The sequence below is a fragment of the Neorhizobium sp. USDA 3394 genome (genome assembly GCF_056280385.1).
Window position 1 is genome coordinate 1,885,371 of sequence record NZ_JBWCDU010000001.1, and the last position, 13,005, is coordinate 1,898,375.

Here is a 13,005-nt window from a genome sequence, read left to right on the forward strand (position 1 = left end):
GGTCCGCCGTGCCACCTCCCAAGACAGGACATGACCATGACTGACAGCACTTTCGAAGAGGACGATGCCGTGCGCGACGCATCGTCCCCGAACACATCGGCCAAGGCCCGTTGGGACGCGGTCATCGCGCTCACCCTCGGCGTTTTCGGCCTCGTGACGGCGGAGTTCCTGCCGGCGAGCCTGCTCACTCCCATCTCCGCCGATCTCGGCATCAGTCCCGGCGTCGCCGGCCAGACGGTGACGGTGACCGCCGTCGTCGCGGCGTTCGCCGGCCCCGCAGTCGTGATCGGCACCCGCAGCTTCAACCGGCGCTGGACGCTGTTCGGGCTGACCGCCCTTCTCATCCTCTCCTGCGCGCTTGCCGCCCTTGCCAATGGCCTGACCGTGCTTCTCGTCTCCCGCGTGCTGCTCGGCGTCGGGCTCGGCGGCTTCTGGGCCATGGCCGGGGCGCTTGCCATGCGGCTCGTGCCGATGAACCACCTGCCGCGCGCCATGGCGATGATCTTCACCGGCGTTTCGGTGGCGACCGTGATGGCAGCACCGCTCGGCGCCTATATCGGCTCCACGCTCGGCTGGCGGGCGGCCTTCGTGCTCGCCGGCGCGGTCGGCGTGCTGGCGCTGCTCGCCCAGGTCGTTACGGTCCCTTCGCTGCCGCCTGCCGGCCACGCCGGGCTCGGCACGCTGGCGGAGGTCCTCAAGCGGCCGAAGATCCGGATCGGCCTCATCGCGACGCTGCTCATCGTCGCCGGCCATTTCGCGGGCTTCACCTATATCCGCCCCTATCTGGAAGACGTTCCGCGGCTTGACGTCGAGATGGTCTCGCTCGTCCTGCTCGCCTATGGCGTCGGCGGTTTCTTCGGCAATATCGCCGGGGGGATGATCACCGAACGCAGTTCGACGCTCGGGGTGGTCTTCGCCTCCGGCCTGATCGCCGTGTCCGCCGTGCTTCTCGTTACCCTTGGGGCTTCGACGGCGGCAGCAGCGGTTGCCATCACGCTCTGGGGTTTTGCCTTCGGCGCCCTGCCGGTCAGCATCCAGAGCTACATCACCCGTGCCGCCCAGGACGAGGCGGAAAGCGCCGGCGCCCTGCTGCTGACGACCTTCCAGATCGCCATATCCAGCGGCGCCGTGCTCGGCGGCCTGCTGATCGACGCCCAGGGACCGCTCGGCGTCATGACCTTCCTCGGCATCGCATCCCTTCTCGGTGGGTCGGTCATGGTCATGCGCGGCGGACGCCAAGTGCAGCTCAGCCAGGGCTGAGCCTGCCCTCTAAACCGTTATCGGCTGCGGTCAGTTGCGCAGCCGATAACCCGTCTTGAAGATCCACCCGAGGATCGACAGGCAGATGACCAGGAACAGGCCGATCATGCCGAGGCTGATCATCGGATTGACGTCGGCGATCTCGTAGAAACTCCAGCGGAAGCCGGAGACGAGATAGAGGACGGGATTGAAATGGCTGACCGTCTGCCAGAAGGGCGGCAGCATATTGATTGAATAAAAGCTGCCGCCGAGGAAGGTCAGCGGCGGCACGACCAGCATCGGAATGATGTTGAGCTGCTCGAAATTCTTCGCCCAGATGCCGATGATGAAACCGAACATGCTGAAGGTGATCGCTGTCAGCACCAGGAAAAGCACCATCATGAACGGATGGGCGATGCGGATGTCGACGAAGAAGGAGGCGGTGGCGAGGATGATCACCCCGATGATCAGCCCCTTGGTCGCGGCGGCACCGACATAACCGATGATGATCTCGGTCATCGCCACGGGTGCGGAGAGAATCTCGTAGATCGTGCCGGTGAATTTCGGGAAATAGATGCCGATCGACCCGTTGCTGATGCATTGGGTCAAAAGCGTCAGCATGATCAGGCCGGGCGTGATGAACGACCCGTACGAGACACCCTCGACCGTCTGGATGCGCGAGCCGATCGCGGTGCCGAAGACGATGAAATAGAGCGAGGTGGTGATGACCGGCGAGATGACGCTCTGCAGCAGCGTGCGCTGCAATCGAGCCATCTCGAAGAGATAGATGGACTTGATCGCTTCGAAATTCATGCGTCTTCTCCCACCAGCGCCACGAAAATATCCTCAAGCGAGCTCTGTCGCGTGGAAAGATCGCGGAAATGAATGTTTTCTGCGGCAAGTGTCGACAGCAGCGATGCGATCGTGCCCTGCCCTTCCTCGCCCTGGTATTCGTGGACCAGCGCCGTCCCGTCGTCTGAAAGCGTCAGGTTGTAGGCACTCAGGCTTTCAGGCAGCGCCTTCAGAGGCTCTGTCAGCTCGAGCCGGAGCTGCTTACGGCCGAGCTTCTTCATCAGCGCCGCTTTTTCTTCGATCAGCAGCAGCTTGCCACCGTTGATGACGCCCACCCGGTCGGCGATCTCTTCCGCCTCCTCGATATAATGGGTGGTGAGGATGATGGTGACGCCGCTCGCACGCAGCTTCTCGACCAGCTGCCACATCTCCCGGCGCAGGTTGACATCGACACCGGCGGTCGGCTCGTCGAGGAAGAGAATTTTCGGCTCATGGGCAAGCGCCTTGGCGATCATCACCCGCCGCTTCATGCCGCCCGAAAGCTCGCGCAGCATGCTGTCCTTCTTGCTCCACAGCGACAGTTCCTTGAGGATGCTCTCGACGAGCGCCGGATTGGGCTTCTTGCCGTAGACGCCGCGGGAAAAATTCACCGTGCTCCAGACCGTCTCGAACATGTCGGTCGTCAGTTCCTGCGGTACCAGCCCGATCTGCGAGCGCGTCTGACGGAAGTCCCTGACGACGTCGTGGCCGCCGACCAGCACCTTGCCGGTCGAAGGATTGACAAGGCCGCAGATGATCGAGATCAGCGTCGTCTTGCCGGCTCCGTTGGGGCCGAGAAGCGCGAGGATCTCGCCTTCCTCGATCTCGAGATCGACACCCTTCAGCGCCTGGAACCCGTTCTCGTAGGTCTTGGTGAGTTTATCTATGGAAACAACGGAGGCCATGCGGAACGGTCTTCTCAAGGAATCGATTTGCGGGATGCGCCGCGAATATAGGCACCCAAACCCTCGAAACCATCCCTCGTGGAAGAATATTGCTCACGGTTTCAGAGGATAATCGACGTGAAGAATTGCGCCGAGATGAGGATCAGGAAGATGCCGAAGCCGATTTCGAGCTGTCGCTTCGACATGACATGCGCAAGCCGCGCACCGATCGGCGCCATGTAGAGCGTGATCGGGATCAGCAGCGCCACAGCCAGCCAGTTGATATAACCGGTCGAGAACGGCGGCAGGCCGGGCTTCCCCCAGCCGCCCCAGACATAACCGACGAGCCCCGGCAGCGAAATCAGCACGCCGACGCCCGAGGAGGTCGCCACCCCCTGGTGGATCGACCGGCCGTAGAGGGTCATGAACGTGTTGTTGAGGATGCCGCCGCCGATGCCCATCAGGCCGGACAGGATGCCGATACCGGTACCGACCAGGAACTTGACGGGGTTGCCCGGCAGGTCATCGCCAAGCTTCCAGCTGGCGCGATTGAAAATCATCCGGAAGGCAAGCACCAGCGCGATGACCGCGAAGATCAGCTGCAGTTCCGCGCTGGTCGCCTTGGCGGCGATGACGGTTGCAACCAGCGTGCCGAGCGGCACCGCGACGATCCAGCCCTTGAGCAACGCGGTATCGACCGCGCCGCGCTGCCGATGCGCCATGTAGGAGCGGATCGAGGTGGGCACGATGATCGCCAGCGACGTGCCGAGCGCCAGCTGCATGCGCACGTCCTCGGGAACGCCGAGCAGCCCGAAGACATGGAAGAAGATCGGCACCAGGATCGCACCGCCGCCGATTCCGAACATGCCGGCAAGAATCCCGGCGACCGCGCCGCCGGCCAGAAGCGCCAGGATGAAGGGGAAAAGCGCTGCGATGGACAAATTGCGGTCTCCGTCCGACATCGGGTCCGAAGAAGGAGATACATCCACTGCCGCTGTCATTTTTCCGTGACGTTCTTACAGCATTGTCCCCATCAGGCAAGCAACGGTCCCGCCTTTTACGCCGCACGTAACCTCTTGCGCGACCGTCATGACCAGAGCGTTTCAGTGATTCTCATTTCCGCTTGCCGCATACGTACTGTTTTCAAGTATAAGTTCTTGCGTAACCGGAAGCACGGCTCCTCCCCGCGAGCCCCACCTCCACCCTCGCCGGCTCCCTGAGCCGGCTTTCTTTTTTGACGGGCGGTTCGAGCCGATCCGGCTCAGGTGCTTAAGTGAGACCCGGCACGCCATGGGCTTGGTCAGCGCGCCGGGTCCCGTTGCCGCAGCAGGGGTAAGGCCGCGGGGGGCGGGCTGCGGCGTCGCCACTCTTGCTTCGCCGGCGCTTATGGTTCCAGTTTGGTTTCCGGATATGGTTTATCGACGGTTAATGTCCACAGGCTGACAGTCGCTCCGTGTCTCAGGGGTATCGGGCCTGGGCAGTTCAGGCGCGGCGTTTGCCGGGAAGCGCATGCCGCCACGCCGTTTCCAGCGCGTCGCGGAGATCCGGCTCTTCGAGTTCCGAGAGAATCGCCGTCGTCCAGCCCTGGCGGCCCCAGGCGTTCGGGACCGGCGAAAAGGCGTTCGGCAGCATCTCGCATTTGATCTGCTGCTCGTCCGGCGTGAACTTGAAATTCGCGGTCAGTCCGTCGGCCGCCAGCGTCACGTAGATGCGCCTGACCTTGAACGCCGCCCTGTCGAAATGCGGCGCTTCGGAGGTTCCTTCCAGGGCAAGGGCCAGATTGCGGAGCATGTCGTCATCGGCCATCGCCGGACCTCAGCTGCAATAGCGCTTGCCGCTCCTGCGGGAGCGCAGGTCGAAGTGAAAATGGTTCCAGTGTTCCGCATTGCTGCCGGGACCCAGCACGGTGTTGAAATATTTGCAGCTGTCGTTGCGCACCGCCTTCAGAAGACCGCCTTCGCGCATCGAGAACAGGCCCTTCTTGCGCACGTCGATCTCGTGGCCGTCCTTCAGGACGATCTGGCCGATATCGATGGCGTTGCCCTTGGCATGCTCGGACATCGGGTTGTTGCGCTGGTTGCTGTTGTTCATCCGCCGGCAGGAATAACCGCCCATCGGCACGATCTTCTGGATGCCGGTGAGATAGCGGTAACGGGCGGAAGGAGCGAGTTCGTTCTTGACCCATTTGGCAAAGGCGAGCGTCGTCTGGCAGTTCAGCGTGACGGCCGGCTTGACGTCGATATTGCCGGAGAGGCCGGAGAGTTTCACCGGATAAGGCACCCTGCAGCTCGGGCCTGCGTCGATGGGCGGCCGGTCATCGAATTCGACGCCGAGGCGCCTCAGCTCCGCGCGGCAGCTCACTTCCGACCGCGGCATCACATCGCGCTGCCAGGGCATGTCGCGCTGGCTCATCGGGCCGCTTTCGCTCATCGGATTGTTGGGGCGCAGCATCGCCACCTGCTGGGTGCCGGCAGGTGCCCGGCTTGGCGGGATGACACGCGACCCATCGCTCCAGGTCATATCGTTGTTCGCCAGGTCGCCCTGCAGGCCGGCGCCCTGACGCTTCGGCGGCACGAGCACGCGGTCGTCGTTCATGGACTGGGGCATCTGCTGCGAGATCGGCTGGCGGCGTGGCTGCAGCGCGCGGGGATTGTCGGTGCCGATGCCATCGACGACAGGCTGGTCGCCGACACCTTCGGCGATATCGGAATCCTGCTCCTCGGCAAGTCCCGTCACGTCGCTCTCGTCGGGACCGAAACCGAGTTCGGCGTCGATGTTGACGCCCTCTTCCGGAATGGTCATCGGTCCGGCGTTGCGGGCCGTGTTGCGGCCTCCGACGGATGCCTGCTGCTGCATCGCCTCGTCGCTATCGATCATCGGCAGGCGGCCCTGGCGGGCACCGGATGGCTGCTGCGACACAGGTGCATTCAAGGGCGCGGACTGCACCTCAGCCGGTGCCCGCAGGTAATGGCCGCCGTCATTGGCGCCGGAACCGGGATAGGCCGAATTGGGGTAACCGGTGCCGGCGAGATTCGGCGTGTTCGCGTAGTTCACGCCGCTTGCCTGCGAAACCGGGGCCGGGTTCGTGGGATAGGCCTGCTGGGAAACCCGCTCGCCCGGGATGTCGCGCATCGGCTGGATCGCCCCGACCCGGCCATTGTCGATCGGCGCGGGCGGAACGAGGTCCCCGGCGGAACAGGCAGCCAGCATTGTCGGGATGATCAGCGAGCCGATCACCCGCCGAGAAAGGGGAGCATACGCCATACCAGTTGCCACTCTTCCGGTGCCGAAATGACACACGCTGAGAGTTTAGGCAAAGTCGGTAAATGAACCTTTGAGAAATCAAGGCCCTTTCGTGACCTTTCGATGCAATTTGCGGTCGTTTCAGGACGCTCGCCTTCCCGTGGCCGCCATTCTGGCGATCCATTTCGCGCCATCGAAATTCCCGGCATTGACCGTGCCCACCAAAGTCGCCCGCACCGGCCGGATGCCGGCGAAATGCAGGATGCCGATTTTCAGCGCCTTCAGGCTGTGGCATCCGTAGACGATCCGGTAGTACCAGGCAGGCATGCCCATGGTGATCACCACCCGCGCCGACTTGCCGCTCAGAAGGCCGCTGTCGAACGGTCCCCGCGACGTATCGTAGGCAAAGCCCGGCCGCGCCACCTGTTCCAGGAACGCCTTGACGAGCGCCGGCATCGAGCCGAGCCAGAGCGGATAGACGAAGACCAAGTGGTCCGCCCGTCTGATCTTCACCTGCGCGTCGAGGATCGGCGGGCTGAGCGTCCCGTGCTGCTGCTCCTTCTGCGAGGTCAGGAACGGCACGCCGATGCGGGCGAGCTCGATGCGCTCGACAGAATGCCCGCCGGCCTCGGCTCCCCTGGCATAGGCGTCGGCCAGCGCATGACAGAGATGCGGCTCGGCGGCGTCCGGGTGTCCCTGGATGATCACGATCCTCGTCATCATAGTCTCCGTTGAAGGTGCCCCAGCGTTTAGGGACAACGGAGGTCCGCGTATTTGACCCTCGTCAATGCGGCCGGCGTCAAAAGGCCGCCGGGCTTGTCGCGCCGGCGGCCTTTGTCTCTTAGCGGTGATCAGTGCGGATCAGGCGGCGCGGGCGCGCGACACATGACCGGCGTGGGCCCCGCGGCCGCCGTCAGCGAGCCTGAAGGCCGAAAGAAGGCCCTGCAGGTGCAGGCTCTGTTCGGCAAGCGTCTGGCTCGCCGCGGTGGTTTCCTCGACCATCGCCGCGTTCTGCTGGGTCATCTGGTCCATGTGGTTGACGGAGGAATTGATCTCCTGAAGCCCGGTCGCCTGTTCGCGGGCGGCCGTCGCAATCGTGTCCACATGGGCGTTGACCCGTTCGACAAGGGTGGCGATTTCGACCAGCGCGTCGCCGGTGGAGCGCACCAGCGCCACGCCGCCTTCCACCTCGCGGGCGGAATTGCTGATCAGCGTCTTGATCTCCTTGGCGGCATTGGCGGAACGCTGCGCCAGTTCACGCACTTCCTGCGCCACGACCGCAAAGCCCCTACCCGCCTCGCCGGCCCGCGCCGCCTCGACGCCGGCATTCAGCGCCAGAAGGTTGGTCTGGAAGGCGATCTCGTCGATCACCGAGATGATCTGGTTGATGCGGCTGGAGCTCTCCTCGATGCGGCCCATGGCGTCGATCGCATTGCGGACGATCTCGCCCGAGCGGCCGGCGCTGTCCTTGGTCTCGCTGACCATGGTGCGGGCCTCGACCGCCCGTTCGGATGCGGTGCGGACGGTTGCAGTGATCTCGTCGAGCGCCGCTGCGGTCTCTTCGAGCGCCGCCGCCTGCTGCTCGGTGCGCTTGGAGAGATGGCCCGTCGCTCCGGAAATGTCCGAGGCGCTGTCGCGTACGACGAGGCTCGTCTCGGAAATCGCCGCGATCGCCTGGTGCAGCGAACTGACCGCGGCATTGAAGTCGTGGCGGAGTTTCGCATAGTCCTCGCCGATATCGGCAAGCGCCACGGAAAGGTCGCCCCCGGCCAGCGCCTCGAGCGCCCGGCCGAGCTCGCTGATCGCGCGTCCCTGGCGATCGGCGGCAGCCGTCATGGTGCGCTCGTTGTCGGAACGCTCGCTGGCGATCATGCGGGCCTGTTCGGCCTCGCGAGCCTGCAACTGGGCGCGTTCGTCGACGGAGTCGCGCAGCACGGAAAGCGCCCGGGCCATGTCGCCGATCTCGTTCTTCTGTTCGGTGCAGGGGACGGTGACACGCGCCTCGCCCGATGCGATCGACTGCAGAGCCTGCTTGATCTTGCCGATCGGGCCGGTCACCGTCTTGACCACGAATGTGGCGCCGGCGATCAGCACCAGCGCGCCGATGCCGAACATCGAGGCGAAGTTGATCGCGTCGCGCCGGAACATGGCGTGCAGGTCGTCCACATAGACGCCAGTGCCGACGATCCAGCCCCAGGGAGCGAAACCGGCCACATGCGAATACTTCTCGACCGGCTGCTCGGCGCCGGGCTTCGGCCAGTAGTAATCGACGAAGCCCTTGCCGGTCGAGCTTGCCTTGACGGCGTTGACGAACTCGACGAACAGGAACTTGCCGTTCGGATCCTTGTCGTTCGACAGGTCCTTGCCGTTCAGCTCCGCCTTGATCGGATGCATGACCATCCGCGGCAGCATGTCGTTGATCCAGAAATAGCCGCTGCCCTCGCCGTAACGCATCACCGAGATGACGGCCTTGGCTTCGCTCTGGGCCTGTTCGCGGGTCATGGCACCCGAAGCCTCCAGAGCCTGGTATTTCTTGAGCACGGTCAGCGCCACATCGTTCATCTGAGCAAGGCCCGCCTTCCGTTCCCGTTCCGACGAGGCGTAGCTCTGGAACAGGCTGAAGGTCATGGCGCCGCCCAGAATGACGAGCGACAGCAGCACGAGACTATAAAGGCGCCAGGAAATGGCGAGACGTTGCATGAGGTCCCCCTTATGTGCAATTCGCCTTAAATTCTAATGGCCGTTGGTTACCAGGTGGTGAAGCGCACGAAAATCGCGATTGACGCGAATTAGCCCGACCTAAATTATTGATGTTGCAACATTTTTTCTTTGAGTTTCCTTCCTCCTCGCGTCCGGTTAGTCTCGCGGCGGGAGGAGTCGCCCTGGAAACCGCTGCGAAAGAGAGATGACGATGACAGCAACTGCCAAGCCTACCGGCGAACTGACGCTCCGCACCCTGGCAATGCCGGCGGATGCCAACGCGGCCGGCGACATTTTCGGCGGCTGGGTGATGGCACAGATGGACTTGGCGAGCGGCATCCGCGCCGCCGAACGCGCCCGCGGCCGCGTGGTCACCGCCGCGGTCAAGGAAATGGCGTTCGAACTGCCGGTCAAGATCGGCGACACGCTGAACATCTACACGGAAATCACCCGCGTCGGCCGCTCGTCGATCACGCTTATGGTGGAGGCCTGGGCGCAACGGGCGCGCCACCGGATGATCGAGAAAGTCACCGCAGGAACCTTCATCATGGTGGCCCTCGACGAAGACGGCCGCCCGGTGCCGGTGCCGGCCGAGGAATAGGAAGCGGGGAACAACCATGGATGCCGCGACCGCCGCCGAAACCTTCACGCATATCCGCGTGGTCATGGGCATGGTGGTGAGCCTCAGCCTGGCGCGGTTGCTGAACGGCCTCGCCGGCATCGTCCAGCATCCGCGCGCCGCGCGCATCTACCCCGTCCATCTCGGCTGGGTAGCGTTCATGTTCCTGTTCCTGGTGCATTTCTGGTGGTGGGAATACCGGCTGCACGCCCTGCCGGTCATCGGTTTTGCGGCCTATCTCTTCCTGATCGCCTTCTGCGCGCTGTTCTTCTTCCTCTGCGCCCTGCTCTTTCCCACCTCGATGCAGGATTACGACGGCTACGAACATTATTTCATGTCGCGGCGGACTTGGCTCTTCGGTTTCCTGGCGGCAATGCTCATCACCGACATCATCGATACGGCGCTGAAGGGATGGGATTATTTCCTCTCGCTCGGCTACGAATATCCAGCCCGCACCGCGATCTATATCGTGCTCAGCATCATCGCCGCGATCACCGCCGACCGACGCTACCACGCCGGTTTCGTCATCTTCGCGCTCGCCTATCAGCTCTATTGGATCTTTCGGGTCTACGACATCCTGGCATAGCGCAACCCCGCCCGATCACCCCCTCAGATAGGCCGAGGACGTATCGAAACTCAGGCCGGGAAAGACCTTGGCGGTGAGAGTGTCGGGCTCGATGCCGAACTGCCTGTAGAGCATGGCGGCGGCAACCTCGCGCACGTCGCCGGTCGGCATCAGGTCGCGGCGGTCGAGCAGCTTGTCTTCGGAAAGGCCCGGCCACTTGCCCAGGACCTTGCCGCCAGGGATCGCCCCGCCGGCGAGGACCGCAAGCCCGCCGGTTCCGTGGTCGGTGCCGTTGGTGCCGTTCTCGCGCGCCGTGCGGCCGAATTCGGTCATTGCCAGCACGGCGGTCTTCTTCCAGGCGTCTTCGCCGAGCGCTTCCTTCAGCGTGAGGATCGCGGTCGAGAGATCGCCGACGGCTTTCCTGAACTGCCCCTGCTGGCCCACATGGGTATCCCAGCCGTTGATCGAGAAGCTGGCGATCCGGTAGTCCTCGCGCAGCATGCCGCCGGCGAGTTTCGCCATGTCGGCAATGCCAGCGCCCCGCTTGGCATCGCCATAAAGCGAGTCCGCCGACATGTCGGTCTTCTTCGCCTCCTCCATCGCCTTGGCAAACGCCGGGTCGCCGGCATACAACCGGTCGAGAAAGGCGATCTCGTCCTGCGCCAGCGCGAAATTGCTCTGTGACGACCAGGAGTCGGCCTCGTTCGGTCCGCTGAGGATCAGTTCCATCGAGGTATTGATGTCGATCGCCCTGCGGGCGTTCGAGCGCGGGATGACCGCCAGCGTGCGGTTCAGCCAGCCGGTGCGCTCGCCCTTGCCGTTGCCGCCCGTCTCCAGCATGTCCTGGCCGTCGAAATGGCTGCGCTGGTCCCGATAGGGCGTCGAGACCGCGTGCACGAAGGAGAGCTCGCCCGCCTGCCACAAAGGCATCAGCGCGGAGGCTGCCGGATTGAGACCGAAGAAACCGTCGAGATCGATGAGGCCCGTATCGGGCCTCAGGCCCAGTTTCGGCCTCAGCGCCGCATAGGCCGGATCGCCGTATGGCTGCACGAAATCGAGCCCGTCCATGGCGCCGCGCAGGATGATCGTCACGAACCGGTTGTCGCCCGGCATCGCGGCAAAACTCACCGGCGTCAGGACGGAGGCTCCCGCCGCACAGCAAGCGCCGGCCAGAAAACCGCGGCGAGACAAAGCAAAGCCGTGTTGAAAGCTCATTTCCTATCTCCTGTTGAATTCAGGGGACGCCAGCACCATCGTGATGCCGTGAACCTTGTTGGGCGCCTGCGCGATGACCCTCGCGGTTTCGGGATGGGCGGCATCGGCAAGTGCGGCCTGAAGGAAAACGGATGGCTCCATCTTCTGCCCGAAGATACGCGCGACCATTCGCGACCACGAAATCCGCTCGCTGAGCTGGCTGGGGGTCAGCCATACGCTCGTTTCATCCGCAAAACCTGCGGGGCTCGGCGGCTGCCAGATCGGTTGGCCCATGCGCTGCAGCGCGCCGAGCGTCAGGGCATTGGCGCGCCCCGCCTTCTTCTTGGTGTCTTCCCTCGCCGCCATGCCGGCCAGGTCCATGGCCTTCTGGACCGGACCCTCGTCTTCGTCGCCGTCATCCATGTCGCGCAGCAGATTGCCGAAATTCTTCTCCGGCAGATCGAGCGCGCGGAAACCGGAGACCACGAATTCGAACGGCTGCTTGATCTTCCGGCCGGGATCCGACCAGGCACGCGGATGCGCGAGCATGGCGCGATAAACCTCGGTCAGATCGCCGCGGCTCTTCGTCCAGGCCGCAACCATCGCCTCGACCATCTCCGCGGGCGCGTCGTCGGCAATGAAATGGCGGACGAGCTTGCCGCAGATATGCTGCGCGGTCTTCGGATTGGCGGCCAGGTCTTCGAGCATCAGGACATGGTCCTGACCGTCGCCCTCGTCGTCGCGATAGGTCCGGCCGAGCAGGTCGACGGGTCCCGCCTCGGCGAACCGGGGCTGATAGACGACCTGCATGGCGCGATCATCGACGGAAAGTCCCGTCAGGATCAGCGCGGCGGCCCGCACGTCCTCCTGGGTATAACCGCTGCCGGCGCCCAGGGTGTGGAGTTCGAGCAGCTCGCGGCCGAGGTTTTCATTGAGCCCGCGCCCGTTCTTGCGGGCGGCGACGGAATCGGGTCCGACGCTCTGGTCCTGGTCGAGATAGATCAGCATGGCCGGATGCAGGATGGCGGCGGACAGCAGCTTGATGAAGGAGCCGCCGAGATTGGGGCGGATCGCCTGCGCCTCGTAGAGCGGCACGATCATCCGCATCGGCAGCGACTTCATCACGCTGGTCGAAAAATGGTCGACCCAGAAGCTCGCAAGGCGCTCATAGAAGCCGAGCGGAGAATGGATCGCCTGGGCAAGTCGCGCCATCGCATCCTGCCGGTAGATGCGCCGCGCCTCGCCCTGGGTCGCCTTGCGGACGTCTTCGTTCGGATTGCCGGCCCTGCGCGCTTTCGCCTCGGCGGCGAGGAGCGAAACGACACGGGTTGCCGTGTCTAGCCGGCCAGCTATACCCTCGCGCGGAAAACGGGGCTTTCCGGAAGCCCCTTCCTCGATCTGTCCCAGCAGTGCCTCGACATCGCGGGGCGGCTCTTCGCCGGGGCGAAGACCATAACCGTATCGTATGGCGGCCAGGGTCGGGGTGGGAAGAGCCATTGAATCACTCCTCTTTGGACCCCCTCAGAGTCCCGAAAAAATGTGTTGGAAACCAAAAGGAATTGCGGCCATTTCGTGACATGGACAATTTGTAATTCACGACCGGCCGGGAAGTTCCAGCGGGGCGCGAAAAATCGGGTTTATTGCAGGATCTTCCCTAGCCTCGGAACAACTCGGAGGCATTCGCACAATATTGAGGCGCAGACGGCGGACGATTACCTATTCATTTAGGA

Annotated in this window: 12 protein-coding genes; 3 read left to right on the plus strand and 9 right to left on the minus strand. The window is 63.8% G+C overall.

The genetic code is table 11. The features are described 5' to 3' along the window. Positions 1 to 36 precede the first annotated feature (36 nt). The gene (locus ACZ9EJ_RS08960; RefSeq protein WP_251091180.1) at positions 37 to 1,260 is read left to right on the plus strand and encodes an MFS transporter; all 1,224 of its coding nucleotides are present in this window, start codon (positions 37 to 39) and stop codon (positions 1,258 to 1,260) included. Positions 1,261 to 1,290: 30 nt separating this feature from the next. Here ACZ9EJ_RS08960 and ACZ9EJ_RS08965 read toward each other — a convergent pair whose 3' ends face one another. From ACZ9EJ_RS08965 to ACZ9EJ_RS08995, 7 genes are all read right to left on the minus strand, one after another. Further along, positions 1,291 to 2,052: an ABC transporter permease gene (locus ACZ9EJ_RS08965; RefSeq protein ID WP_046641445.1), complete on the minus strand. Its 762-nt coding sequence runs from the start codon at positions 2,050 to 2,052 to the stop codon at positions 1,291 to 1,293. After that, entirely contained in the window at positions 2,049 to 2,975 is a 927-nt protein-coding gene (locus ACZ9EJ_RS08970; protein ID WP_046630515.1) for an ABC transporter ATP-binding protein, read from the minus strand. The genes ACZ9EJ_RS08965 and ACZ9EJ_RS08970 overlap by 4 nt, the downstream gene beginning before the upstream one ends. A gap of 101 nt (positions 2,976 to 3,076) precedes the next feature. Beyond that, a complete protein-coding gene (locus ACZ9EJ_RS08975; RefSeq protein ID WP_046641444.1) occupies positions 3,077 to 3,916 on the minus strand; it encodes a sulfite exporter TauE/SafE family protein in 840 nt (279 codons plus the stop codon). Positions 3,917 to 4,436: 520 nt separating this feature from the next. Next, positions 4,437 to 4,760, minus strand: a complete 324-nt coding sequence (locus tag ACZ9EJ_RS08980; RefSeq protein WP_046641443.1) for an MmcQ/YjbR family DNA-binding protein — start codon at positions 4,758 to 4,760, stop codon at positions 4,437 to 4,439. A 9-nt stretch (positions 4,761 to 4,769) separates the two neighbouring features. After that, positions 4,770 to 6,218, minus strand: a complete 1,449-nt coding sequence (locus ACZ9EJ_RS08985; protein ID WP_046641442.1) for an extensin-like domain-containing protein — start codon at positions 6,216 to 6,218, stop codon at positions 4,770 to 4,772. A gap of 120 nt (positions 6,219 to 6,338) precedes the next feature. Beyond that, positions 6,339 to 6,917, minus strand: coding sequence for an NAD(P)H-dependent oxidoreductase (locus tag ACZ9EJ_RS08990; RefSeq protein ID WP_251091178.1), 579 nt, complete (start codon positions 6,915 to 6,917; stop codon positions 6,339 to 6,341). 141 nt (positions 6,918 to 7,058) lie between these two features. Next, positions 7,059 to 8,897, minus strand: a complete 1,839-nt coding sequence (locus ACZ9EJ_RS08995; RefSeq protein ID WP_046630522.1) for a methyl-accepting chemotaxis protein — start codon at positions 8,895 to 8,897, stop codon at positions 7,059 to 7,061. Positions 8,898 to 9,108: 211 nt separating this feature from the next. Between ACZ9EJ_RS08995 and ACZ9EJ_RS09000 the strand changes: the two genes are divergently transcribed. After that, the gene (locus ACZ9EJ_RS09000; protein WP_046630915.1) at positions 9,109 to 9,498 is read left to right on the plus strand and encodes an acyl-CoA thioesterase; all 390 of its coding nucleotides are present in this window, start codon (positions 9,109 to 9,111) and stop codon (positions 9,496 to 9,498) included. A gap of 16 nt (positions 9,499 to 9,514) precedes the next feature. After that, positions 9,515 to 10,102, plus strand: coding sequence for a hypothetical protein (locus ACZ9EJ_RS09005; RefSeq protein WP_046630524.1), 588 nt, complete (start codon positions 9,515 to 9,517; stop codon positions 10,100 to 10,102). Positions 10,103 to 10,117: 15 nt separating this feature from the next. Here the strand turns inward: ACZ9EJ_RS09005 and ACZ9EJ_RS09010 are convergent, their stop codons facing one another. Together ACZ9EJ_RS09010 and ACZ9EJ_RS09015 are read right to left on the minus strand one after the other, a co-directional pair. Continuing rightward, a complete protein-coding gene (locus ACZ9EJ_RS09010) occupies positions 10,118 to 11,296 on the minus strand; it encodes a DUF1501 domain-containing protein (protein ID WP_046630525.1) in 1,179 nt (392 codons plus the stop codon). A gap of 3 nt (positions 11,297 to 11,299) precedes the next feature. Further along, complete coding sequence (locus ACZ9EJ_RS09015; RefSeq protein ID WP_046630527.1) at positions 11,300 to 12,772, minus strand: DUF1800 domain-containing protein; 1,473 nt, start codon at positions 12,770 to 12,772, stop codon at positions 11,300 to 11,302. Positions 12,773 to 13,005 lie beyond the last annotated feature (233 nt).